24 protein-coding genes are annotated in these 24,767 nt (G+C 65.4%); 10 read left to right on the top strand and 14 right to left on the bottom strand.

What is annotated here, in order from left to right:
- Positions 1-2 precede the first annotated feature (2 nt).
- From iolB to AC1DPX_RS02915, 6 genes are all read left to right on the top strand, one after another.
- Positions 3-815, top strand: a complete 813-nt coding sequence (iolB, locus tag AC1DPX_RS02890; RefSeq protein ID WP_202356738.1) for a 5-deoxy-glucuronate isomerase — start codon at positions 3-5, stop codon at positions 813-815.
- Positions 816-963: 148 nt separating this feature from the next.
- Complete coding sequence (locus AC1DPX_RS02895; protein ID WP_477234448.1) at positions 964-1,671, top strand: DUF1045 domain-containing protein; 708 nt, start codon at positions 964-966, stop codon at positions 1,669-1,671.
- A 35-nt stretch (positions 1,672-1,706) separates the two neighbouring features.
- The gene (locus tag AC1DPX_RS02900; RefSeq protein ID WP_477234450.1) at positions 1,707-2,846 is read left to right on the top strand and encodes an alpha-D-ribose 1-methylphosphonate 5-triphosphate diphosphatase; all 1,140 of its coding nucleotides are present in this window, start codon (positions 1,707-1,709) and stop codon (positions 2,844-2,846) included.
- Positions 2,843-3,472, top strand: coding sequence for a phosphonate metabolism protein/1,5-bisphosphokinase (PRPP-forming) PhnN (gene phnN, locus AC1DPX_RS02905; RefSeq protein ID WP_202356741.1), 630 nt, complete (start codon positions 2,843-2,845; stop codon positions 3,470-3,472). The genes AC1DPX_RS02900 and phnN overlap by 4 nt, the downstream gene beginning before the upstream one ends.
- A gap of 197 nt (positions 3,473-3,669) precedes the next feature.
- The gene (locus AC1DPX_RS02910; protein ID WP_477234452.1) at positions 3,670-4,425 is read left to right on the top strand and encodes a COG4280 domain-containing protein; all 756 of its coding nucleotides are present in this window, start codon (positions 3,670-3,672) and stop codon (positions 4,423-4,425) included.
- Positions 4,422-4,637 carry a hypothetical protein gene (locus AC1DPX_RS02915; RefSeq protein WP_202356743.1) on the top strand — a complete coding sequence of 72 codons (216 nt, stop codon included), beginning with the start codon at positions 4,422-4,424 and terminating at the stop codon, positions 4,635-4,637. The genes AC1DPX_RS02910 and AC1DPX_RS02915 overlap by 4 nt, the downstream gene beginning before the upstream one ends.
- Positions 4,638-4,724: 87 nt before the next feature.
- On the opposite strand, the gene AC1DPX_RS02920 is transcribed toward AC1DPX_RS02915, so the two are convergent.
- The 11 genes from AC1DPX_RS02920 to AC1DPX_RS02970 form a co-directional block, all read right to left on the bottom strand.
- Positions 4,725-5,606, bottom strand: coding sequence for an SMP-30/gluconolactonase/LRE family protein (locus tag AC1DPX_RS02920; RefSeq protein ID WP_477234454.1), 882 nt, complete (start codon positions 5,604-5,606; stop codon positions 4,725-4,727).
- 2 nt (positions 5,607-5,608) lie between these two features.
- Positions 5,609-6,577 carry an ABC transporter permease gene (locus AC1DPX_RS02925; protein ID WP_477234456.1) on the bottom strand — a complete coding sequence of 323 codons (969 nt, stop codon included), beginning with the start codon at positions 6,575-6,577 and terminating at the stop codon, positions 5,609-5,611.
- Positions 6,574-7,590 (bottom strand): ABC transporter permease, encoded by a 1,017-nt coding sequence (locus AC1DPX_RS02930; protein WP_477234458.1) that lies wholly within the window; start codon positions 7,588-7,590, stop codon positions 6,574-6,576. Before AC1DPX_RS02930 ends, AC1DPX_RS02925 begins: the two co-directional genes overlap by 4 nt.
- Before the next feature lie 3 nt (positions 7,591-7,593).
- Complete coding sequence (locus AC1DPX_RS02935; RefSeq protein ID WP_477234460.1) at positions 7,594-9,096, bottom strand: sugar ABC transporter ATP-binding protein; 1,503 nt, start codon at positions 9,094-9,096, stop codon at positions 7,594-7,596.
- Positions 9,097-9,163: 67 nt separating this feature from the next.
- Positions 9,164-10,231: a substrate-binding domain-containing protein gene (locus AC1DPX_RS02940; RefSeq protein ID WP_202356747.1), complete on the bottom strand. Its 1,068-nt coding sequence runs from the start codon at positions 10,229-10,231 to the stop codon at positions 9,164-9,166.
- Between the two features lie 163 nt (positions 10,232-10,394).
- Positions 10,395-11,459 (bottom strand): sugar ABC transporter substrate-binding protein, encoded by a 1,065-nt coding sequence (locus AC1DPX_RS02945; protein WP_477234462.1) that lies wholly within the window; start codon positions 11,457-11,459, stop codon positions 10,395-10,397.
- 291 nt (positions 11,460-11,750) lie between these two features.
- Positions 11,751-12,515: a GntR family transcriptional regulator gene (locus AC1DPX_RS02950; protein ID WP_202356749.1), complete on the bottom strand. Its 765-nt coding sequence runs from the start codon at positions 12,513-12,515 to the stop codon at positions 11,751-11,753.
- Positions 12,516-12,699: 184 nt separating this feature from the next.
- Complete coding sequence (locus AC1DPX_RS02955) at positions 12,700-13,428, bottom strand: E3 binding domain-containing protein (RefSeq protein WP_477234463.1); 729 nt, start codon at positions 13,426-13,428, stop codon at positions 12,700-12,702.
- Positions 13,425-14,435, bottom strand: a complete 1,011-nt coding sequence (locus AC1DPX_RS02960) for a C-terminal binding protein (protein WP_477234465.1) — start codon at positions 14,433-14,435, stop codon at positions 13,425-13,427. The genes AC1DPX_RS02955 and AC1DPX_RS02960 overlap by 4 nt, the downstream gene beginning before the upstream one ends.
- 30 nt (positions 14,436-14,465) lie before the next feature.
- Positions 14,466-16,859 (bottom strand): thiamine pyrophosphate-dependent enzyme, encoded by a 2,394-nt coding sequence (locus AC1DPX_RS02965; protein WP_477235733.1) that lies wholly within the window; start codon positions 16,857-16,859, stop codon positions 14,466-14,468.
- A gap of 137 nt (positions 16,860-16,996) precedes the next feature.
- Positions 16,997-18,217 carry a mandelate racemase/muconate lactonizing enzyme family protein gene (locus AC1DPX_RS02970; protein WP_477234467.1) on the bottom strand — a complete coding sequence of 407 codons (1,221 nt, stop codon included), beginning with the start codon at positions 18,215-18,217 and terminating at the stop codon, positions 16,997-16,999.
- A 118-nt stretch (positions 18,218-18,335) separates the two neighbouring features.
- Here AC1DPX_RS02970 and AC1DPX_RS02975 point away from each other — a divergent pair, with 118 nt between their 5' ends.
- Genes AC1DPX_RS02975 through AC1DPX_RS02990 form a run of 4 tightly spaced genes read left to right on the top strand, consistent with a single transcriptional unit; the run spans position 18,336 to position 22,160 of the window.
- A complete protein-coding gene (locus AC1DPX_RS02975) occupies positions 18,336-19,130 on the top strand; it encodes an SDR family NAD(P)-dependent oxidoreductase (protein WP_477234469.1) in 795 nt (264 codons plus the stop codon).
- Between the two features lie 4 nt (positions 19,131-19,134).
- Positions 19,135-19,983, top strand: a complete 849-nt coding sequence (locus AC1DPX_RS02980) for a transketolase (protein WP_477234471.1) — start codon at positions 19,135-19,137, stop codon at positions 19,981-19,983.
- The gene (locus AC1DPX_RS02985; RefSeq protein WP_477234473.1) at positions 19,980-20,969 is read left to right on the top strand and encodes a transketolase family protein; all 990 of its coding nucleotides are present in this window, start codon (positions 19,980-19,982) and stop codon (positions 20,967-20,969) included. The genes AC1DPX_RS02980 and AC1DPX_RS02985 overlap by 4 nt, the downstream gene beginning before the upstream one ends.
- A 9-nt stretch (positions 20,970-20,978) precedes the next feature.
- Positions 20,979-22,160, top strand: a complete 1,182-nt coding sequence (locus tag AC1DPX_RS02990) for a mandelate racemase/muconate lactonizing enzyme family protein (RefSeq protein ID WP_202356757.1) — start codon at positions 20,979-20,981, stop codon at positions 22,158-22,160.
- Here AC1DPX_RS02990 and AC1DPX_RS02995 read toward each other — a convergent pair whose 3' ends face one another.
- The 3 genes from AC1DPX_RS02995 to AC1DPX_RS03005 all read right to left on the bottom strand — a co-directional run bounded on the left by AC1DPX_RS02995 (position 22,161) and on the right by AC1DPX_RS03005 (position 24,688).
- Positions 22,161-23,192 (bottom strand): LacI family DNA-binding transcriptional regulator, encoded by a 1,032-nt coding sequence (locus AC1DPX_RS02995; RefSeq protein ID WP_202356758.1) that lies wholly within the window; start codon positions 23,190-23,192, stop codon positions 22,161-22,163. It abuts the gene before it with no gap.
- 129 nt (positions 23,193-23,321) lie between these two features.
- Entirely contained in the window at positions 23,322-23,912 is a 591-nt protein-coding gene (locus AC1DPX_RS03000; RefSeq protein WP_477234475.1) for an SDR family oxidoreductase, read from the bottom strand.
- Entirely contained in the window at positions 23,909-24,688 is a 780-nt protein-coding gene (locus AC1DPX_RS03005; protein ID WP_477234477.1) for an SDR family NAD(P)-dependent oxidoreductase, read from the bottom strand. Before AC1DPX_RS03005 ends, AC1DPX_RS03000 begins: the two co-directional genes overlap by 4 nt.
- Positions 24,689-24,767 lie beyond the last annotated feature (79 nt).

Below are 24,767 nucleotides of genomic sequence, written 5' to 3' on the forward strand. Positions count from 1 at the left end.
GGATGTCCAAGCTGCTGGTGAAGGCCGACAAGGGCCATGGCCGCGTTGCCCATGTGACGCCGAAAAGCGCCGGCTGGACTTATGTCGGTTTCGACCTGCACCGGCTGCAACCCGGCGAAAGCGCCTCGGGGAGGACGGAAGACCGCGAAGTCTGCCTGGTGTTCGTGACCGGCAAGGGCACGGCGAAGGCAGGCGGCAAGGATCTCGGCCTGCTCGGCGAGCGCATGTCGCCTTTCGAAGGCAAGCCGTGGTCGGTCTATGTTCCCGAGGGATCGGACTGGTCGGTGACAGCGGACACCGATCTCGAACTCGCGGTCTGCTCGGCGCCTGGCCTTGGCGGCGGGCTGCCGGTTCGAGTGATCGGGCCGGACGATCTTGGCCAGGAGGTGCGCGGCAAGGGCACCAACACGCGCTACGTCACCAACATCCTGCCGGAAGGCAAGCCGGCGGATTCCTTACTGGTGGTCGAGGTCATCACGCCCGGCGGCCACACGTCGAGCTATCCGCCGCACAAGCATGACCAGGACAACCTGCCTGATGAATCCTATCTTGAGGAGACGTACTATCATCGCCTCAACCCGCCGCAGGGCTTTGCCTTCCAGCGCGTCTACACCGATGCCGACACGAACGGCCATCGCGCGCTGGACGAAGCGATGGCGATCGAGGATGGCGATGTCGTGCTGGTTCCCAAGGGTTATCACCCCTGCGCCGCTTGCCATGGCTACGACCTCTACTATCTCAACGTCATGGCCGGGCCGAAGCGGACGTGGAAATTCCACAACGCGCCCGAGCACGAATGGTTGATGAAGGCCTGACAGTCCGATTCCGCTTGAACTTATTGGTCCAGCTCGGAAAAATCGTCGGCTAAGGACCTATTGGGTCGATTTGCCTTCGAAAACCCTTCAAAGCTTCGTCAATCCGTCATGGAAATCACCTATGGCAGCGGTCTGACGAGGACTTCCCATGCGTTATGCCATCTACTTCACCCCCCGGCAGGACGAACCGCTGGCGCGGATCGCCGCCAACTGGCTGGGCCGCGACCCGTTCGGCGCGGCGACAAGGCCGGTCGAGGCCGTGGCGGATCTGTCGGCCGCGGAAGTCGCCTTCCACACCGCCTCTGCCCGCCGCTATGGCTTCCACGCGACGCTGAAGGCTCCCTTCCGCCTGGCCGCCAACGAGACCGAGACCTCGTTGCGCGATGGGCTTGACCATTTTGCCGAGGTGACGCCTGTCGTGACGATCCCGCGTCTCGTCGTCAGCCAGATCGACAGCTTTTTCGCGCTGGTGCCGGAGGGTCCGTTGCCGCCACTCAACCGTTTCGCCGACGATGTCGTGCGCGATTTCGACCGGTTCCGCGCGCCGCTGACCGAGGCCGAGATCGAGCGGCGCAGCCCGGATTCGCTGAAACCGGCCGAGTTCCGCAATCTCTGCCAGTGGGGCTACCCCTATGTCTTCGAAACCTTCCGCTTCCACATGACGCTGTCGGGCCGGGCCGGGCCACAGGAAAGCCCTCGTTTGCGCGCAGCAATCGACAGCCTGTTCGCGGATGTGTTGCGGCAGCCGGTGCTGGTCGACGCGCTGACGCTGTTTGTCGAAACCGAACCTGGCGCACCGTTCATGGTCCTTTCGCAGCACGCGCTGGGACGCCGCCCGGCGAGGAAGACCGCCTGAACAACCCTGCTCGAAGAACCAGAGGACTGCCCGAAATGACCGCCGAGACCGTTCTTTCCAACGCCCGCATCGTGCTTGCCGACGAGATCGTCGAGGGCTCGCTGGTGCTGCGTGATGGCTTTATCGCCGGCATCGACGCGGGTAGCAGCCGCAACGGCGAGGACATGGGCGGCGACTATGTCATTCCCGGGCTGGTCGAGCTGCACACCGACCATCTCGAGGGCCATTACGCGCCGCGGCCGAAGGTGCGCTGGAACCCGATCGCGGCGGTGCTTGCCCATGACGCGCAGGTGGCGACCGCCGGCATCACCACCGTGCTCGACGCCTTGCGCGTCGGCATGGACGAGGACGCCGATCTCACCTCAGCCGATATCCGCAAACTGGCCGACGCGATCGAGGACAGCGTCGCGCAGGATCGTTTGCGGGCCGATCATTTCCTGCATCTGCGCTGCGAGGTTTCGGCGCCGGACTGCCTGCAGGCCTTCGCCAATTTCGACGAGGACGACCGGGTCAAGCTGGCCTCGCTGATGGACCATGCGCCCGGCCAGCGGCAGTTCGTCAATCTCGAAACCTATGCCTATTACTACCAGCGCAAGCTGAAGCTGACCGACCGCGACTTCAAACTGTTCTGCGAGAAGCGGATGGCGGAATCGGCGCGCTATTCGACGCCGAACCGCGCGGTGATCGCCGCCGCCTGCCAAGAACGCGGCATCGTGCTGGCCAGCCATGACGACGCCACGTCGAGCCATGTCGACGAGGCGGTCGAGCAGGGCGTGCGCGTCGCCGAGTTCCCGACCACCGAGGAAGCGGCGCGCGCTTCGAAGGCCGCAGGCCTTGGCGTGCTGATGGGAGCGCCCAACGTCATGCGCGGCGCCTCGCATTCGGGCAATGTCTCGGCGCGCACGTTGGCCAGCGACGGCCTGCTCGACATCTTGTCTTCGGACTATATCCCCTTCAGCCTGATCCAGTCGGCCTTCTTCCTCGGCGACATGGTCGAAGGCATTTCGCTGCCGCAGGCGGTCGCCATGGTGTCGAAGAACCCGGCCGAGGCCATTGGCCTGACCGACCGCGGCGTCATCGAACAGGGCCGCCGCGCCGATCTGGTGCGCGTGCGCGTCGACGACCATGTTCCGGTGGTGCGCACCGTCTGGCGGCAGGGACGCCGCGTCGCATGATGGTGTCGGCCTTGATCGAGCGTGAGTTGTCCGCTGAAACCTTCCCTGTCCGTCATGGCGTCTTTGTCGCCGTCGTGGGGCCCAGCGGAGCCGGCAAGGACACGGTGATCGGCTACGCCCGCACCCTCTTCGCCGACGAGAGCCGGCTGGAGTTCGTCCGCCGCGTCATCACCCGGCCGAGCGATACGGCAAGCGAGGATCACGACACGCTGGCCGATGCCGCCTTTGTCGAGGCCGAGGCCGACGGCGCCTTCGCCATTTCGTGGGAAGCGCATGGCCTGCGCTACGGCCTGCCTGCCGATGTCGACTGGTCGGTCGCCAATGGCCATGTCGCGGTGGCGAATGTGTCTCGCGCGATTATCCCGGTGTTGCGTGAGCGCTATGCCAATCTTGCCATTGTCGAGATCACCGCCTCGGCCGATGTGCTGGCCGAGCGGCTGGCGATGCGCGGCCGCGAGTCGCGCGGCGAAGTGCTGGCGCGGCTCGCGCGCAGCGCCAATGTGACCCTGACCGGCCCCGGCGTCACTACGATCGACAATAGCGGCCCGCGCGAAGTGGCCGGCGAGCGTTTCGCCGAGCTGCTGCGCAAGGCAATGGCCTTTTCCGACATTTCAGGCCTGATCTGATTCAAGAGTGCGTGCTGCAGCCACGTCACGCAGCCCGCAGCCCGATTGGCCCAAGCGCCGCCCAGCAGCGCTCACTTGCTTTCCCGCAGCTTCCGGAGCGCTATGTGGTGCTGACCACAGAAGTGATTCCGGGCTACGCGTCCCGGGACACCCGCTCAGAGAATCCGGGGGCGAACGAGACAGGACAGGACGCTTTTATGCAGACGCTGACGCCCATCCTCTCGACGGTCACGGCGGCATTTCTCGCCTCCTTCGTCGAGGTCGTCGAAGCCTTCACCATCGTGCTCGCGGTCGGCGTGACGCGCAGCTGGCGCCCGGCGCTGACGGGCGCCGCCCTGGCGCTGGCGCTCCTGGCGGCGCTGGTGCTGGCGTTCGGACCGCTGCTGGCGCTGGTGCCGATCACCACGCTGCAATTCGTCGTCGGGGTGCTGCTGATCCTGTTCGGCATGCGCTGGCTGCGAAAGGCTATCCTGCGCAGCGTCGGCGTCATCGCGCTGCATGACGAGGAGGCGGCCTTCTCCAAGGAGACCGCCGCCCTCAACCAGCAGGCCAATGACCGCCGCGCCGACTATCTCGCCGGACTGGCCTCGTTCAAGGCGGTGCTGCTCGAGGGCGTCGAGGTGGTGTTCATCGTCATTGCCGTCGGCGCGGCGCACGGGCAGACGCTCTACGCCAGCCTCGGCGCGCTGGCGGCGTTTATCCTGGTGATGCTTATCGGCCTGGCGGTGCACAGGCCGCTGGCGCGCGTGCCGGAGAACGCGCTGAAATTCGTGGTCGGGCTGATGCTGACCAGCTTCGGCATTTTCTGGACCGGCGAAGGCATCGGCGCCGACTGGCCGGGCGCCGATCTCGCGCTGCTCGCCATCTTCGCCACCGTCGCGCTGGCATCCTTTGCCATGGTGCGCTGGCTGCGCGGCACCTACCCCGTATCGGCCGGAGGGCTCGCCCGATGAACGCCGTTCGTCTTGTCGCCAGGGAATTCCTCGGCATGTTCGTCGACGACGGCAATCTGGCGCTGCTGGCGCTGGTGCTGGTGGCCGCCGTCGCGGCGGCGGTGAAGCTGCTGGCCCTGCCGCCGCTGCTCGGCGGCGCGCTGCTGCTGGTCGGCTGCCTCGCCATCCTGCTGCAAAGCGTTCACCGCGCCGCCCGCGCGGTCAAACGTTAAAGGCAGCCACATACTCGGTATCGTTTCGGTTTCGGAACGATACATGCTGTTTGGCCTGTCCGTTCTGACGGAAGCGGGCCAACGCAGCTATCCCTTGAAGGCCGGCAGGGTCAGGCCCTTGACGCCGACATCGAGCGCGAACAATCCGCCGGGATTCTTCTGGCGGACGAAGTGGCTGGCCGGGCGCTTGAGCACGGCTGACGTGACATAGAGGATGTCGAGGTCCTTGCCGCCGAATTCGCAGCACGTCGGCAGGTCGGTCGGCAGAACCACGGTCTGCATCAGTTCGCCATCAGGATCATACCGGCAGACCTTGCCGGTCACCGGGATCGTCACCCAGTAGCAGCCTTCGGCATCGACGGTGGCGCCGTCGGCGACGCCGCCGGTCACCGTCATGTCGATGAAGGTGCGGCGGTTCTCGATGTCGCCGGTGGCGGGGTCGAAATCATAGGCCCATACCGCGCCGGCATGGCTGTCGGAGAAATACATGGTCTTGGAATCCGGGCTCCAGGCGAGCCCGTTGGAGCAGCCGATGCCGTCGATCATCCTGTGCACCGATAGATCCGGATCGAGCCTGTAAAGTGCGCCGATGAATTCGATCGGCTGGCCCGGCACTTCGAACATCGAACCCGACCAGAAGCGGCCCTGGCGGTCCGGCTTGCCGTCGTTGAAGCGGGTTTTCGGCATGTGCGCTTCCGGGTCGACGATCGCCTCGAATGTGCCCGTCGCCGGATCGAAGAAATGGAAGCCGTTGGTCATGGTCAGCACAAGGCCGCCCTTTTCGCGCAGGCCGAGGCAGCCGAGATATTCCGGTGCCTCGAAGGTCTCGTCCTTTTTGGTCACTGGGTCGTAGCGATGGATCAGCTTCTTCCAGATGTCGATCCACCACAGCACGCCGGCCTTGGGGTCCCAGAGCGTGCCTTCACCGAGTTCGGCCCTGGCATCGACGACGCACGTGATTTGAACCATGGTCAGCCCTCCTTTCTGCGCAGCCTGCCGCCGAGGCCGGCGAACGTCTCGCTGCCGATCGACACGGTGAGCAGGATCACCGCGCCGTAGACGATGAGCAGTGCGCCGCTCGACAGGTTCAGTGCCGGCAAAAGACCGGTGAGGATGGTCAGCACCATGGCGCCGGCGACGGTGCCGAGATAGTGGCCGCTGCCGCCGAGGATCGAGGCGCCGCCGATGGCGACCGCGGCGATCGAGGTGAACAGGTAGGCGTCGCCCATGCCGAGATAGGCCTGGCCGGAATAGCCGGTCAAAAGCATGCCGGCGAAGGCGGCGGTGAGGCCAGAGATGACATAGGTGAGGATGGTGGTGCGCGCCGTCGGCACGCCGGAGAATTCGGCGACCGTGGCACTGGTGCCGAGCGCATAGAGATGGCGGCCGAACGCCGCCTTGGAGAGCAGCAGCGTCGCCGCCAGCGTCAGCGCCAGCCAGATCAGCGCGATGACCGGGAAGCCACCGATGCGTCCGACCGACAGGAACTGGATCAGGGCCGGCGCCGACGGCGTCGGCGAGCCGCCGGTCAGCACCAGGATCAGGCCTTGCAGGATGACATTGGTGGCCAGCGTCATGATGATCGGCGGCACGCCGAACTGGGCGACGCCGATGCCGTTGATGAGGCCGATGAAGGCGCCGCCGGCGAGCAGCAACGGCATGACCCAGGCCAGCGGCAGATCCTGCCCGCCGCACAGCAGCGCCATGATGATGGCGGCCGAATTCAGCACCCAGGGTACCGACAGGTCGATGCCGCCGCCGATGATGACGAAGGTCTGGCCGAGCGCGACGATGCCGACGAAGGCGGCGAGAACGACGGTCGAGCGCATGTTGGAGACCGAGAGGAAGCCCGGCGAGAACATCGCCGTGACCAGGAGCAGCACGACCATGCCGGCATAAGCGAGCACGATCAGGCGGTTGCGGGTGAGGAAAACGCTCATTGGACGCGGTTCCTCGCGGCTTTCTCGGCGACGGAGCTCGCCAGCACAGAGAGCAGCAGGATGACGCCGGACGCGACCGGCTGCCAGTAGCTCGATACATGCAGGACGAAGACCAGATTGCCGATCAGGGTCAGCACGAAGGTGCCGATCAGCGTTCCGGCGAGATGGCCGCGGCCGCCGAACAGGCTGACACCGCCGATAACCGCCGCCGCCACCGAGGGCAGGATATAGTCCTTGCCGATGGTCGGCGAACCGGCGCCGGTCTGGGTCACCAGGAACAGCGCAGCACCCGCCGCGAACAGGCCGGACAGGCCATAGGTGAGGAGGTTGACCCTTGTGATCGAGACGCCGGAGAGGAAGGCCGACTTTTCGTTGGAGCCGGTTGCCTGGATGGCAATGCCGACGCGCGTCGCGCGAAACCACCACCAGAAGACGAGCAGCACCAGCAGCATCCAGACCGGGCTGGTCAGGCCGAGGAGCTGCGCGGAAGCGAAGCCGACCCACCAGCCGGGAACGCTGCCGCCATCGGTCGGCAGGATGATCATGGCGACGCCGTTCAGGATCGACCAGGTGGCGAGCGTCACCAGGAAGGGCTGCAGCTTGAGCAGCGAGATCAGCAGACCGTTGAGCGCGCCGATGACAAAGCCGAGCGCCAGAATGATCAGCGCCCAAAGGGCCGTGGTCGACGGATCGTCGGTGAAGCGCGTCGCGGCGATTACCGTGCCGAGGCTGATCATGCCGCCGATCGACAGGTCGATGCCCCCGCGCAGCAGCACGATGGTCTGCCCGGTCGCGGCCAGCATCAGCGTCATCGCCGCCGCCGTGTCGAGGTTGAGCTCGTCCAGCGTGAAGACGCCGGATTGCAGGCTGCCGTAGATGCCGATGATCAAGGCCAGCATCAGGCAGGCGACCAGGAACGGCGCGCGATCGAGCAACCGGCCGCGCCAGTCGATGCCCGGTCTTGCGGATTTCACTTCGGCCGGCCTTGGCGCCATCTCCATAGACATCATCATGGTTCAGGCCGCCCTGGTTTCAAGCATGGCGGCGCGCAGGATTTCCTCCTCCGAAATGTGATCTCCCTCCAGCGTCGCGGCAATACGGCCGTTGCGCATGACCAGCACGCGGTCGGCGACATGGACGAGTTCGGGCATGTCGCTGGAGTGGAACAGGATCGCATAGCCCTTGGCGGCGAGATCGCGCATCAGCTGAAAGATCTCGCCCTTGGTGCCGACATCGACGCCACGCGTCGGATCGTAAAGCAACAGCACGCGCGCTTCGGTGAGCAGCATCTTGCCGAAGATCACCTTCTGCTGGTTGCCGCCCGACAGCGTGCCGGCAAGCTGTTCCGGCGTGCCCGCCTTGATGCGCAGGAAGTCGACCATTTCCTTGACCAGGGCGGCTTCCTTTTGCCGGCTCAGCAAGCCGTTTTCGGTGAAGCGCTTGATGACCGACAGCGTCAGATTCTCGCGCACGCTCTTGGTCAAAAGCAGGCCCTGCCCGCGCCGGTCCTCCGGCACCAGGGCGATGCCATCCTTGCCGGTCAGCGCCTGGCGCGGATTGCCAATGGAAGCCGGCTTGCCCCACAGTTCGATCGTGCCGCTCGCTCTGGTGGCGCCGAACAGAGCCTGGAACAGTTCGCGCTGGCCGTGGCCCTGCAGGCCGCCGACACCGAGCACCTCGCCTTCGCGCAACGCAAAATCGACACCGGAAAGCCGGCTGCCGCTCGAAAACCCTTTTACCCCCAGGGCGATACGGTCGGTCGCTGTCGGCACGCGCTCGGGATAGAGCCGGTCGAGATGCCGGCCGATCATCTGGGTGACGATCTCGTTGTCGGACACCGCATTGGCCTCGTGCGCGGCGACGGTGCTGCCATTGCGAAAGATGGTCAGCCGGTCGGCGATGGCGCGCACCTCGGCCATGCGATGCGAGATGAAAATGACCAGCCGGCCTTCGGCGGCCAGCTGCCGCGTGAGTTTCAACAGCCATTCGGCCTCGCGCGCCGGCAGGGCGGAAGTCGCCTCGTCGAGGATCAGGATGCGCGGATCCTTGGCCAAGCCCTTGGCGATCTCGACGATCTGCCGTTCGGCGAGTGTCAGCCGCCGCAGCTCCTGGTCGGGACGGAGTGCCGGGAAATCGTATTTTTCGAGCAGCGCCAGCGTCTTGCGGCGCATCTCCGCGCGGTTGACGATGCCAAGCCACGTTCGTGGCTCGTGGCGGAACCAGATGTTCTGTTCGACGCTGAGATCGGGGATCAGCGACAGTTCCTGGAAGACGGCGGCGATGCCGCGCGCCTGCGCCGCATCCGGATTGGCCGGGCGATACTCCTGGCCATCGACCAGGATCGAGCCACCATCATGCTGCACGGCGCCCGACAGGATCTGGATGAAGGTGCTCTTTCCCGCGCCGTTCTCGCCCAGCAGCGCATGCACCTCGCCGGCGCGGGCGCTGAATGTCGCCTCGCTCAGCGCGACAATGCCGCCATAGCGTTTGGAAAGGCCGTTGACGGTGACAAGGTCCATGAATGCGCCTTCGAAAAGCTCTCCCGACATCTTGCGATGCCGGGAGACAGGGTCGTGGTCACGGATGTTACTTCGCCCCGGCGGCTTCCGCAGCGGTGATCTCGACCCAGTCGGGCGTGATCGGCAGCGTCAGGCCGGGTGCCTGGTCGGGGAAGGCATTTTCGCCAATCGCGATCTTGATCATCTTGGTGCCCGGATAGAGCTTGGACTCGAAGGGGTCGGTGGTGACGAAGTCGCCCTTGACCGAGACGGAACGCTCGGCCGGCTTCTTGCCGGTGTCGAGAATATCGACCGCCAGCTTGATCGCTTCCGAGGACAGATAGGCCGGGTTGGAGCCGAGGATGCACTTGGCGCCTTGCGTCTGCGCGCAGGTGACGGCGGCGACATTGTAGGAGAAGCCGACGACCGGGACGATCGGCCGGCCGGCATCCTTCAGCGCCTGGATGGCGCCGGAGCCATAGCCTTGCGTCATGATGCCGTCGATCTTCGGGTTGGCGGCAAGCAGGGCCGCGACACCGGACTGCTCCGGGCCGAGCGCATAGTTGCCATTGTAGTAGCCGACGACCTTGATGTCGGGATATTTGGCCAGCACCTTCTCATACCCGCCCTGCAGCTGCGCCGAGATCGGCGCGCCGGCGAGGCCGCGGTCGAGGATGATGTTGCCCTTGCCGCCAAGCTGCGTGGCCATCCACTCGGCCATGACGGAAGGGATGCGGTCCCAGTCGGACGCGACGGCATAGGCGCAGGGTTCGGTCACCACTTGGTCGAACGAGATGACGACGATGCCGGCGTCACAGGCCTTCTTGATGGTCGGGTTCAAGGCCGAGTCCGAGCCGGCATCGACGAGGATGGCGTCCGGCTTCTGGCGGATGATGTTGTTCAGCGAGTTGATCTGCGCCTGGACGGTGTTCTCGACATTCTCGATCTTGAGGTCGACCCGGCCCTTCAGCGGCCCCTTGTTGACCGAGACGGTGGCGACACGCTCCATCTGCTGGCGCCAGTCATTGCCGACGAAATTGTTCGAGAGATAGATGGTGTAGGGCTTCTTGTCCTCTGCGTGGCTCGGCGCCGTGCCGACGGCGATTGCGGAGATGGCAAGCGCTGCCAATCCGGCGCAAACTGTCTTCAATTTCATGATCTCTCCTCCTTCGTGTTTCCTGCATCAGCCGGTGACGGACTTCGCCATCTTGGTGGGTGTGCGCGTAAATTGATACCGGTACCAATACGCCTTGTCAATTTGAGCCAAGGCGCATTGGAGAGGCCTGAAGCGACCATTTCGCCGCCGCCGGCAGGCATCGTCATTTCGATCCGGCAGCTTCGGCCGGGGTGATTTCGACCCAGTCCGGGCTAACCGGAAGAAACAGGCCCGGCGCCATATCCGGAAAGGCATTCTTGCCGACCTCTATCTTCTGCATGGTCGCGTCGGGGTACAATTCCGACGGGACCGGATCGGTGGTGAGGAAGGCGTTGCGCAGCAGTATCTTCTTCTCCGCCGGCTTCTTGCCGTCGAGGATCTCCACCGCGAGCTTCAGGGCCTCGGCCGACAGATAGGCGGGGTTGGGTGCAAGGATGCACTGGGCGCCCTGGATCTGAACACAGCTCGTCGTCGTCAGGTTGAAAGGACTGCCGGTGACGGGAACGATCGGACGCCCGGCATCCTGCAGCGCCTTGATCGCTCCGGCGCCGTAGCCCTGGACGAAGATGGCGTCGACTTGCGGGTGCGCCGCCAGCAAGCTGGCGACGCCTGCCTGTTCCGGCCCCAGCGCATAGTCGCCGTTGAAATAGCCGACCACTTCAATGCCGGGATATTTCTTGATGACTTCCTCGAAACCACCCTGCAGTTGGGCGGAGATTGGAGCGCCGGCAAGTCCGCGGTCAACGAGGATCTTGCCCTTGCCGCCGAGCTTCTTGACCAGCCACTCGGCCTCGACGCGCGGCGCCCGGCCCCAGTCCGACTCCATCGTGTAGGCGCAGGGCGCGCTGACGATCTGGTCGAAGGCGATGATCAAAATGCCGGCATCGCAAGCCTTCTGGATCGTCGGGTTGAGGGCTTCGCCTGAGCCCGCGTCGATGACGATGGCATCGGGCTTGTTGCGAATGATGTTGTTGAGGGAATTGATCTGCGCCTGGACCGTGGTTTCGACCACCTCGACCTTGAGATCGACGCGACCGGCAAGCGGCGGCTTCTTGACCGCGATGTCGGCGCTGCGCAGCATCTGCTGGCGCCAATCATTGCCGACGAAATTGTTCGAGAGATAGATGGTGTAGGGTTTCTTGTCCTGTGCGTTGGCCGGTACGGCAGCGATCGACAGCAAAGCCGTCGCGATCACCGCAAGCCCGGCAAGGAATGCGCCTGCTTTCATCATTTCCTCCTCCCGTGTTTGGTGTCTGCCATGCGAACGCCCGCCGCCTTTCAAGCGCCTTCCAGGCACACCCCATTCGACAGACTTTGTTCCTATGCATGCCCCGGAACCGCAGCGCATCTTGGGTGACATGCACCAGGCAAATGCTCAGCGTCGGATGCGGCTTCGCATCCACGTTGGATCGTGGTCCTCCGCGCAGCATTCATCCTAGCTATGATGCTATTATAATTTTATAAGTCTGTCCATGGCCGGGACCAGGGAATCGGCGGACGCCAATGCCGCCGACAAGGTTCAGGACAGGTCGTTCGGGGCGTCGTAGGTGATGCTGAAGATGTCGGCGGGGTGGCGGGCAACGGAGAATTCGATGCTGCGCTGGTCCGCCGACTGGTAGAGCATCTCCACCGTCAGCACCGGACTGCCGAGCGTGATGCCGAGATCGGCGGCAACCGCCTCGTCGGCGATCTCGGCGCGCACCGTGACATGCGCCACGTCGAGCCGCAGGCCGAGATGTTTCTGCACCGAGCGGAAGATCAGCACGTCGGAAAAATCTTCCCGCTTCAGACGCGCGCCGATGTCGGGCGGGAAATAGGTGGTGATCTGCGCCTTGCGCTGTTCGCCGATCGACAAGACGCTGCGCAGGCAATAGCCGGCCTCGTCCTTGCCCATGCCGAAATGGCGCTGGAGCACCGGCGAAACCTCCTTGCGGTAGGATTTCACCGTCAGTTGCGCATCCTTGGTGAAGGCCGCCATGTCGGCGAAATTCTTGAACTTCCAGCTCAGATTGACCGAGGGGCTGCGCGCCGCGACCACCGCGGGCTTGGCCGAGCGCTTGCGGATCAGCCCGTCGGCCTCGAGATCGCGCAGAGCCTGGCGAACCGTGATCAGGCTGACGCCGAAATGCTCGGCAATGGTCGCTTCCTTCGGCAGTTCGCCGCCGACGGGGAAGGTGCCGTTGCCGATCGGCTCGCGCAATATATCGGCGAGCTGGCGATAGAGCGGGCCATTGGCGCGGCCGAGCGTGCGCCTGGGAAGACTGTCTATGGTCGGGTGGTCCATGTGCCTCGTCGCGCCTCGAGCGTTTCACCGTTTCACGGAAACGGCGAACCGCTCTATCTCTTTGTTTGACGCAATTCCGGACGGAAAACCGCTTCGCACTTTTCCTGGAATTGCTCCAATGTCGAAGCTTTTATAATAGCTTCCTTCGCAGGAGGCTAGGCAAGGCTGTTGACGATCAACCGTCTCAGACAAAGAGCCGAAGCGGCTGCTCGATCGCCGATTTCAGGGTCGCCAGCCACCCGGCAGCGGCGGCCTCGTCGACGCTTGCCGCATCCACCGTCAGCAGGCATTCGGCCCGGTCGCCCGGCGTGTCGAGCGAAACGGTCAGGCGCATGGAACGGCCCGGCAGGAGTGGCGTCATCACCGGCAGGATGTCGCTCGCCGGCAGCAGCCGCAGGGATAGGGCTGCCGGGGTTGTTTCGGTCTCATCACGGTTGTCGGCCAATGCCGCAAGCCGCATTGCGCGCAGCGATGCCAGGGGCATTTCGGGGTCCATGGCGAAGACGGTTTGCCGGCCGGCCAGTTCCAGCGCCACGGAACTCGTGCCGACTTTGGTGGTATCAGGCATCTCGGCAAAAGCGCGACCGGCAGCGCGCAGCAGCACGTCGTCGAGGGCGAACACATGGCCCGAACTCCCAAGCGCCGCCAGCAGGTCTTGCAGCGCACCGAAGGCAACGGACGTCGCGAAGGCGGCGATCCGGGATACGGCGGGGGAAGGCGCCGCAAGGGTGGCGACATCGGGCGAAACGACCGGCGGGGCAACCGGAACGAAGGCTTGCACATCGGCGGCCAGGATACGCCCGCCAGGGCCGCTGCCGCGAAGTGCTTCGAGCGGGAGAGAACGTTCGCGCGCCAGCCGACGGGCATAGGGAGAAACAGCCACGCGTCCGGTTTGCGCCGCAGCGATGTTCATTTCAGGAACTCGGTATTGACGCAGTTGGTCAGCCGTCCCTCGACGAGATAGGCATGCACGACCTCGATCGATTTCAACCTGAGGTCGCGTATCGATGCCGGGCTGTAGAAGGCAGCGTGCGGCGTGACGATCAGGCGGTTGGCGATCCAGGGCTCCCGGGCGCGCCATGCGGCCAGCAGCGGATGATCGAGATCGCCTGGTTCGTTCGGCAACACGTCGAGGCCCGCGCCGGCGACGATGCCCTTGCGCATCGCCGCTTCGAGCGCATCGAGATCGACGATCGGGCCGCGCGCGGTGTTGACCAGCACAAGGCCAGGCCTGGCGGCGGCGAAGGCGGCAGCGCCAAGCAGCTTGCGGGTTTCCTCGCTGAGCGGCGTGTGGACGCTCACCACATCCGCGCGCGCCACCAGTTCCGCCAGCGAATGAACGCGTTCATAGCCGGTCGACAGGTCGACGCCGGACAGAAGATGCGGGTCGTAAAACACCACCTTCATGTCGAAGGCGGCGGCGCGACGCGCAGTAGCCAGTCCGATGCGGCCGAGGCCGACAATGCCGAAGGTGGCGCCCTTGTGCCGGCGCACCAGCGGCGCCTTGGAGAAATCCCAGCCCTCAGTGCCATGGCCGGCAAGCTCCGCGCCATAGGCCGACGTGCCGCGCGTCAGCGCCAGCATCAGGCCGATGGCGTGGTCGGCGACCTCGGTGGTGCCATAGTCCGGCACGTTGCAGGCCGGAATTTTCCGCGCGCCCCAGCCCGGCGTGTCGATGTTGTCGAAGCCGACGCCGGAGCGCACGGCGATCCTGGCCTTGGGAAACGCCGACGGGGCGGCCGCGACATTGTGCGTGGGCGAATAGTTGATGACGGCATCGACCGCCTCGCAGATCACCGGATCGAGTGCCGCGGCCTTGTCGTTGGTCGAGCGGGCGAGGATGAATTCGATGTCGGGATAATGCTGCCGTTCGAGTTCGGCCTCGTCGGCGGCTTGCCAGTTGGCGCACAGGATCTTCATGCCAGTCCTTCGGATTTCAGGGTACGGTGGTCACTTCCTGACGCCGCCGATGCGGCCGCCCATCGGCACCACGGCGCCGACCGGCTGATCGATGGCACTGAGTGTCCCGCTGACCGGCGCCTCGATCTCGACCACGGCCTTGTCGGTCTCGATCTCGGCGATCAGCTCGCCTTGCTTGACCGCGTCTCCGACCGCCTTCAGCCATTTGACGACAGTGCCTTCGCTGACGGTGAGATCGCCGAACGGCATTGTGACCGGCTCGTCGTCGCCGGCAGCGGAGGCGGCGGCAAGTGCTGGCGCGGGAGGCTGCGACTTGACCGTGGGAGGCGCCGGTTTAGCCGGCGCGGCACTTTTCAGACCGACTGTGTACCAATGGTCCGGCACCGGCGGCTTGCCAGCAATGACATCACGCACGCCCTGGGCGATGCGCGCCGTGTCGACCAGCATGGCCCGCTCCAGCACCGGCGCGAAGGGATGCGAGGTCGGCGCGGTGTGCAGCCTTCCTGGCGGCGCATCGAGTTCGTCGAAGGCGAGTTCGTTGATGGCCTGGGCGATCTCGCCGCCAAGGCCGCACATCGCCCAGGCTTCGTCGACGATGAGCAGGCAGTGGGTTTTGCGAACGCTGGCGACGATGGTGTCGATGTCGAGCGGCATGATGGTGCGCGGGTCTATCACCTCCGCCTCGATGCCTTCGGCGGCGAGCGCTTCCGCAGCCTCCAGCGCACGCTGCACCATCTGGCCGGCGGCGACGATGGTGATGTCGGCGCCGGCCCGCGCGATGCGCGCGACGCCGAACGGCACAAAGTGCTCGCCGACCGGCACCTCGCCCTTGGAGGCAAACAGTGCCTTGGGTTCCAGCATGATGACGGGATCGCCGGCCCTGAGCGCCGTCTTCATCAGGCCCTTGGCATCGGCCGGGGTCGAGGGCACGCAGACGATAAGGCCCGGTATGTGGGCGAAGACCGGATGATAGATGCCGCTGTGATGCGGGCCGGAGCTGCGCAGCGCACCGGCGCCGACGCGCACCACCATCGGCGCGCTCATCAGGCCGCTGGTCATGTAGCGCAGTTTGGCCGCCTGCAGGAAGATCTGGCCGGCGGTCTCGAAGGCGAAGTCGGCGAACATCAGGTCGGAAACGGTGCGGGCACCGGTGGCCGAGGCGCCGACGGCGGCGGCGGTAAAGCCCTGTTCGGAGATTGGCGTATCGACCATGCGCGCGGCGCCGAATTCCTGCCAGAGGTTCTTGGTGTGGGCGAAACTGCCGCCGCGTTCGCCTGTGCCCTCGCCGAAATAGAGGATCGCCCGATTGGCGCGCATCTCCTCGGCGATGCCGTCGCGCACCGCTTCGAGCCATCCCTGCGTGCGCGTCTCGCCGAAGGCGCGCGGCTGCAACGCAGCCGGCGGATTGATTGGATCGGCAAAGACATGCAGGCGCACCGTTGCAGGATCGGGCTCGGGCGAATTGCGGGCGAAGGCCAGCGCCTCTTCGACCACCTTCTCGATCCGCGCCTCGATGGCCGCAAGCGCTTCCGCGTCGGCGATGCCATAGTCCTCGATCAGCTTCTTGCGGAACATGTCGATCGGATCGCGCTTGATCCAGGCGTCGAGTTCCTCCTGCGTCCGGTAAGTGCCGATGACCGGATCGCCTTCGTGGTGGCCGACGGTGCGGTAGGTCTTTGCCTCGATCAACGTCGGGCCCTTGCCAGCGCGGGCGCGCTCGGTGGCCTCCTTCATGGCCAGCCAGACGGCGAAGACGTCGTTGCCGTCCACCGCGACCCCAGGCATGCCGTAGGAGGCGGCCTTGGTGGCGATCTCGGGATTGAGCGTGATCGACGCCAGCGGCGTGGCGGTGGCGTAGAGGTTGTTCTCGCAGATGAAGACCGCCGGCGCCCGCTGCACGGCGGCGAAGTTGAGTGCCTCGTGGAAGCCGCCATGGTTGGCGGCGCCGTCGCCGAAGAAGGCGACACCGATATCGTCGCGGCCCTGCTGGCGGGCGCTCATGCCGATGCCGACGGCATGGCCGATGCCGGCGGCGACGATGCCATTGGTGCCGAACAGGCCGACCGAGCGGTCGTAGAGATGCATGGTGCCGCCACGGCCGCCGCAAATGCCGTCAGCCTTGCCGAACAATTCAGCCATCACCCGGCCGGGATCGGCGCCCTTGGCCAGCGCATGGCCATGGCCGCGATGGGTCGACGTCACCCAGTCGGTTGGCCTGAGATGCGCGCAGACGCCGACGCCCGTCGCCTCCTCGCCGATATAGAGATGCAGGAAGCCGGGCGTTTCGCCCTTGCGGCAAGCGATCTGGGCAATGCTTTCGAAACGGCGCAACAGCACCATACGTTCGAACAGGTCGAGCAGGATTTTTGGGTCGGGCAGGTTTGGAGCGCCCTTGAAATCGTCGCGTGCGCGCGCCGCAGACATTGCCACCAAAGCCTCCCTGAATGCGTCTGGCGCCGGGCGGCAGGGCACCGGCGGCGAGCTTGTTGGTCGCTCGCTTTGGCGCATCATAGATTATAATAGCATAATGTCTACTGGCTCCGAACGGAACCAGGCGATGGCTAGATTCTGGTGATCCGCACGGTCGCGTCGGGCCGCTGAAACAGCTCCGGGCGCAGGCTGAGACCCAGCCCCGGCCCTTCGAGCGGCGCGACGTGGCCGTCCTTGACCGGCGGAATGTCGGCGACGATCTCGGTGTACCAGCCGGTGAAATAGGCGCGCACCGCTTCCTGGTAGTTGACGTTCGGCAGGGTCGCCGACAGCGCGCAGCTGGCGGCATAGACGATCGGACCGGTGCAATCATGCAAGGTGACCGGCAGTTCGCTGGCTTCGGCCATGTTGGCGATCTTGCGCGCTTCAGAGAGCCCGCCGCACCAGGCGAGGTCGATCATGATCACCGAAGCCGCGCGCTTGTCGATCAGCTGCTTGAACATCTGCCGCGAGGCGAGCCGCTCGCTGGCGGCGATCGGGATGGAGGTGTGCCGGGCAAGCTCGGCCATGGCATCAAGTTCGTTGTAGCGGATCGGCTCCTCCAGCCAGGCGACGTCGTAGGCTTTCAACGCTTCGGCGATGCGCAGCACCGGCGGCAAGGTCCACAGGCCGTGCAGCTCGACCATGATTTCCATGTCGCGGCCGACGGCGTCGCGGATTTTCTGGAAAGGCTCCAGCGCCTTGTCGAGATCGGCCAGCGATATGCGGGTACCATTCGATGCCTCGGCGGCGATGTCGAACGGCCAGATCTTCATGGCGCCGATGCCTTCGGATGTCAGGCTCCTGGCGAGATCGTCGGCATTGTAGCGCCAGGCGAGCAGGTCCTCGTAGGGGCCTTCGTTGGAATCGCCTGCTTTCAGCGACCAGTCCTCGCCGCGCTCGAACAGAGCATTCCTCTTCGTGGCGCGGACATGTTTGTAGCCGGCGCAGGTGTTGTAGATCGGTACGGTCCTGTGCGTGCGTCCGCCAAGCAGCCGCCAGACCGGCTCGCCAAGCGCCTGGCCATAAATATCCCACAGCGCGATGTTGACGGCGGAATTGCCGCGCACCTCGGCGCCGGAATCGCGGGCGCCGACATAGACGCTGCCCAGCGTGCGGTCATGCAGCTCGATGTCGCGCGGATCCTTGCCCAGCAGGTAGGGGGCGACATTGTCGTGGATGTAGGCGGCGACCGGCCCCGGCGCCCAGAACGTCTCGCCGGTGCCGATGAGGCCGGCATCGGTGTGGACGCGCAGCCAGAACAGGAAGGGAAATTCGGCCAGTTGCAGCGTTTCGAGCGCGACGACTTTCATCTTTTCTCTCCCCATTGCGGCGGACCATGCGGTCGACGGGACAATAGCACATCCCGTTGACAGCCATTTATGGTACCGGTATCAATCGCGTCAAGATGGCCACCGGGAGGGTGTTTGCTTGCCAGCCGAAAATCAAAATACGTCGCCACGAAGAGCGCTCGTCACCGGCGCCGCCGGCGGCCTTGGCCGCGCGGTGGCGGTGCAGTTGGCGCGGCGCGGCTGTGCCGTCGCGGCCACCGACATCAATGGCGAGGGGCTGGCCGAGACCATCAGGCAGATCGGCCAGACCGGTGCGGAAAGCGAAGGCATTGTCAGCGACTTCACCGGGGAAGGCGCACCGGAAGCGGCTGTCGAAAAAGTGGTGGCGCGCTGGGGCGGCATCGACATCCTGGTCAACAATGCCGGCTATGGCGTGATCGAGCCGTTCCTCGACGCCACCTACAAGGCGTGGACGCGCACGCTGGCGCTCAATGTCACCGCGCTTGCCATGGCCTGCAAGGCGGCCGGCCGGGTGATGCGCGAGCAGCGTTCGGGGCGCATCATCAACATCACCTCGCCCGGTTCGCGCATGGCGCTGCCCGACTACACCGCCTACACGGCGAGCAAGGCGGGTGTCGATTCCATCACGCGAGCCGCAGCGGTGGCGCTGGCGCCCTATGGTGTCCTGGTCAACAGCCTGGCGCCCGGCATGATGGACACCGAAATGCAGCGCTCGACCGAGGTCGACCTCGCCCGCGCCAATGGCCGCAGCGACCTGCAGGCCTTCCTCGACGAACGCACGCGCCGCATTCCGCTCGGCCGCCGCGCCGAGATTGGGGAAGTCGCTGAGGCCGTCGTCTGGCTCTGCCTCGATTCCCCCAGATACATGACCGCCGAGCGGCTCAACATGTCGGGCGGGCTCGACAAGGACTGACCCCATGCTGCGAAACTCTCCTCCCGGCACCGCCGACATCGGCGCGCTCGAACGCAAGGCGACGCAATTGCGCTGCCACATGCTGACCATGGCGCGCGGTCAGGGCCAGGGCTATATCGGCCAGGGTCTTGGTATCGCCGATGTGTTGGCGGCTTTGTATTTCCATGAACTGCGTTACGACCCGCACAATCTGGCGTGGGCCGACCGCGACCGCTTCCTGCTCTCGACCGGGCACTATTCCATAGCGCTGTGGGCAGCACTGGCCGAGGCCGGCATCATCCCGGTTGAGGAGCTGATCACCTACGGCGCCGACAACAGCCGGCTGGAAATGTCGACGCTCGACACCACACCCGGCGTCGAAATGATCGGCGGCTCGCTCGGCCATGGCCTGGGACAAGGCGTCGGCCAGGCGCTGGGCCTGCGCATCGACAAATCGGACGCGCGCGTCTTCGTCGAACTGTCCGATGGCGAAATGCAGGAAGGCTCGACCTGGGAAGCGGCGATGTCGGCCAGCCATTTCAGGCTCGACGGCCTGGTGGCGCTGATCGACTGCAACGGCATCCAGGCCGACGGGCCGGTGGTGCTCGACATGGAACCGGTGGCCGACAAATGGCGCGCCTTCGGCTGGCAGACATCGGAGATCGACGGCAACGACATGATGGCGATAGTCGGCGCGCTGGCCGGCGCGCGCGAGCGCAACGGCAAGCCGAAAGCGGTCGTGCTGCGCACGCTGCCCGGCAAAGGCGTGCCGCGCATCGAAACCTCCGAGAAATCGCACTTCTTCCGTATCGACGTGGCGCAGTGGGACGGCATCATAGCCGAGTTCGACAAGACCGTGGGGGCAGCCCAATGAGCGGCGCGGCGACGGAGGCCGGCCGCACGCTGGCCATGGGCCAGGACGAAGCCGTTGGCGGCGGCCGGCAAAGCGTGGAGGCCCCGTTTGGCAAGGCATTGGCGCGGCTTGGCCAGAGCCGGCCCGACATTGTCGGGCTAACCGCCGATCTCGGCAAATACACCGATATCTTGCCGTTCCGCGACGCTTTCCCGGACCGCTTCTTCAATGTCGGCATGGCCGAGCAGAACCTGGTCGCCGTCGCCGCCGGGCTGGCGCGCACCGGCAAGGTGCCGTTCGCCACCACCTATGGCGTGTTCGCGACACGGCGCGCCTATGATTTCGTCGCCATCGCGCTCGCCCACTCCAACCTCGACGTCAAGATCGTCGCCGGCCTGCCGGGACTGACCACCGGCTATGGCGGCACGCACCAGGCGATCGAGGATCTGGCGCTGATGCGCATGATCCCCGGCCTGACCATCATCGATCCCTGCGATGCCACCGAGATCGATGCGGCGACCGAGGCGATCGCCGCGCATCGCGGGCCGGTCTACATGCGGCTGCTGCGCGGTTCCGTGCCGGTGGTATTTGAAGCCGGCTATCGTTTTGAAATCGGCAAGGCGCGGCCGCTTCGTGAAGGGTCCGATATCGGCATCATCTCGACCGGCTTCATGACCGAACGGGCGCTGGATGCCGCGGACGCGTTGCGGATACAAGGCATCGCCGCCGGCGTGCTGCATGTGCCGACCATAAAACCGTTCGACGCCGAAGCCGTGGCCACGTTCGCAGCCGGCGTCAGCCATATCGTCACCGCGGAAAACCATGTTGTCGTCGGCGGCCTGGCGAGCCTCGTGGTCGAGACCTTGTTCGATGCCGGCATTGCGAAGAGAGTGACGCGCATCGGCCTGCCGGACCGCTACATCGAATGCGGCGCGGTGCCGACCTTGCAGGCGAAATACGGCCTGACGACAGAGGCCGTCATCGCAACGATTGCCGCGCTGAAGTAGGGCTATTGCATGAAGATCACCGAAATCGAGACGTTTACCGTCGGCGCCGGCTGGAAGAACTGGCTCTTCATCAAGGTCCACACCGACAAGGGCATCCATGGCATCGGCGAAGGCACGCTGAACGGCTTCATCAAGACCACCGAAGCCGGCGTGCACGAGCTCAAGCATCTCGCCATCGGCCAGGATCCGCGCCGCATCAATGCGCTGGCCAGGCGCATGCTGGACAGCGTCTCGCTCGACGGCGGCCATATCCACCGTACGGTGATCGCGGCGATCGAGGTCGCCTGCTGGGATATTCTGGGCAAGAGCCTCGGCGTGCCGATCCATCAGTTGCTCGGCGGCCAGGTGCGCGACAGCGTGCTCGGCTACGCCAATGGCTGGTATCGCACCGAGCGCACACCGGAGGCCTTTCTCGAGGCCGCCAAAGCGGTTCTGGCCAAGGGTTTCAGGGCGTTCAAGCTCGACCCGTTCGGCACCGCGCAAGGTTTTATCTCGCGCGAGGAACTGCAGCTTTCCTACGCGATCTGCCGGACATTGCGTGACGAACTGCCTGCGGACACGCGGATCCTGATCGACGTGCATGCGCGCTTCACCGAGATCGCCGCCCTGCAGGCGGCGCAGAAATTCGCCGATCTCGATATCTACTGGTGGGAGGAGCCGACGTCGCGCGACCGGCAGGAGACCGTGCACGAAGTGGCGCATCGCTCGCCGATCCCGGTGGCGACCGGCGAAATGTACGACACGGTCGGGCAATTCTACACGCTGGCGGCCGGCGGCGGCGTCAACATCTTCCAACCCGAGCCGATGTCGCTCGGCGGCATAGCGCCATCGATGCAGGTGGCCAATCTGGCGCTCGCGCATGGCAGCCACATCGCGCCGCACCAGAGCGGCGGACCGGTGGCGACAGCGGTGTGCCTGCAGCTGGCGGCGGCGGTGCCGAACTTCCTCATCCAGGAACATTTCGACGCCTTCAACGACCCCTGGACACGCGACCTCGTGACCTGGCACCCGACCGTCAACCCGGACAACGGCCATCTGTCGCTGCCGGATGGGCCGGGCCTCGGCATCGATCTCAACATCGAGGCAATCAAGGATCATCCCTATGATCCCAATGCCTATCTCAACGTCCATGCGGAGGGGTGGGAAAAGCGGCTTGGGCGTCGGGAAGAGGCGGGGAAGACGACGTCCTGATTACGCGCTTTCGCGGTCGACGATCTCGAAGCCGAGGCTGGTGATGGTCGGCACCTTGGTGTCGCCGCCTAGCCTTGCCAGCAATTGCCGCACGGCGCGCCGGCCCATCTCGTAGCGATTGACCTTCACCGTGGTCAGCGGCGGAAAAAGCTGGGCTGCCAGATCCATGTCGCCATAGCCGGCGATGGCGATCCTGCCCGGCACCGCCCAGCGCCGCCGGTGGCATTCCTGCACGGCGCCGACCGCCAGCGTGTCGCTGGAAAAGAAGATGGCGTCGATATCCCTGTGGCGGGAGGTCAGCGTCACCAGTGCCTCGGCGCCGCCCTGCGCGGTGATCGGCACTTCGACCTCCATGCCGGCATGGTTCTTGATGCCGAGTTCGGTGAGCGCGGCATGGTAGCCGGTGCGGCGCTGCCGCAGGCGGTCATTGCCGTGAATCGGGGTCGAGACGAAGCCGATGCGCTTGTAGCCCTTGGCCGCCAGATGCATGGTCATGGCATAGGCGGTCTCGAAGTTGGAGACGCCGACCACCATGTCGATCGGCTTGCGGCCCTTGATCTCGGAAATTTCGACCACCGGGGCGCCGCTGCTCTTCAGAAGCGCACGCGCCGTCTCGCTTTGCACGAAACTCTGCAGGATCATCCCGACCGGGCGCCAGCCGAGCAGGTTGCGGATCGACTTCTCCTCGGCTTCCTGCGTGAATTCGCCTTGCACCAGGAGCATCGAATAGCCGCTCTCGTGGCATTCGTCGGACATGCCTTGCACCTGTTCGGCAATGCCCGAATTGATCAGCGGCGGCACCACCGTGCCGATCATGCGGCCATTGCCGCGCATGCTGGACGCCAGCCGGTTCGGCACGAAACCGGCCTGCTCGATGGCCTCCAGCACCTTGGCGCGCGTCTCCGGCGAGACCATGTCGGGATTGGACAGCGCGCGCGACACCGTCATCGGCGCCACGCCGACACGCTTGGCGATCTCGCGAACGCCGAGGCGTTGCGGCTTCTTCTCGCCCGCCGGCGGCTTGTCGACCATCACCACGCTCCAAGAAAGCGCGATCCAGCAAGGCAATGCCCCGCGGATCACGCCGAAACGTCCACTCATAGCTGGTGTGGCGGACGGTTTCCAGCGACGGACCCCGCGGGGATAGCGGGTATCAACGGTTCAGAAATTGCGCCCATAGCCTGCCGTCCATCCGCCGTCGACGCCCAGCATCTGGCCCGTCGTGTAGGTGTTGAGCGGATCGCAGAAGAACAGCACGGCCGCGACCGCTTCCTCGATGCAGCCGGCGCGGCCGACCGGCGTGTGGCTGAGCATCGCCTTGTCGCCCGAAACCAGGGTTCCATCCTCGACCGCGCCGAAACCGACGGCATTGACCTGCACTTTCGGCCCGAACTCCATGGCCAGCGCACGCATGCCGGCGAACATCGCGGCGTTCTCCATGGAAAAGCGCGGATGGCGGCGCATCGGCATGCCGGCGGTGGCGGAGATCAGGAAGACGATGCGCCCGCCGCCGCGCTCGGCCATGGCCACGGCCGCCCGGCGCGCATCGCTATGCTGGTAGCGGGGATCCTGCACCGTCGTTCCCGGGCGCAGCGGGTTGGACATCAGCAGGATGTCGGCGGCATCCCCGGCCTCGACGAGCGTGCCCCCATTGACACGCAATGCGGCAAGCACGGCGTCGACGATCGGGTTGGTTTCGCCATCGAGAGCTATCGCGGCGCCGTTGAGATCGATTTCCATCGCGTTGCTCACATCATGTACCCTGCAGTCCAGCCGCCATCGACGGCCAGCACCTGGCCGTTGACGTAGCTGGCGGCCGGCGAGGCCAGGAACAGCACCGCCTCGGCGATCTCTTGCGGTTCAGCCGGCCGGCCGAGCGGCACATGGGCGAGGAATTCCTGCGTGCGGCCGGCGAACTTGCCGTCGTCGCCATAAAACAGCTTGGCGGTCAGCGCCGTCATCACCGAGCCCGGGGCGACCGCATTGGTCAGGATGCCCTTGGCACCGAGTTCAATCGCCATCGACCGCGTCAGATGGATGATGGCGGCCTTGGCGGCGACGAATGGGCTCTGCAGGCGCATGGCGGCAAGGCCGACAACCGAGGCGATGTTGACGATGCGCCCGCCCCTGCCGGCGGCGAGCATGGGGGCCAGTGCAGCCCGGCTCATGATGTAGAGGCCGTCGAGATCGATGCCGGTGATGCGGTCCCATTCCTCGGGCGGGAATTCGTCCAGGGTGACGCGGTGCGCCAGCGTGTTGACGCCGGCATTGTTGATGAGGATGTCGAGGCGGCCGTAGCGCCGCATGATCGCGGCGATGGCGCCGTCGACCGAGGCGGCATCACGGATGTCGGTGGCGCAAGCCATGGCATCGGTCAAGCCGGCCGCCACCTCTTTTGCGCCCTCGCCGTTAATGTCGGCGACGACGACTGCGGCACCATTGTCGGACAGGCGTCTGGCGATGGAACTGCCGATGGCGCCCGCGGCCCCCGTGACCAGCGCCACCTTGCCTCGCAAATCGCAGCGCATGTCCCGCACACCCCCGAGCAATACCGGGTTATGCTATTATAATATCCCTAGGAGTCGGGCAAGCGGCAGCGTCGCCCGG

The organism is Mesorhizobium sp. 01N446 (genome assembly GCF_056399285.1).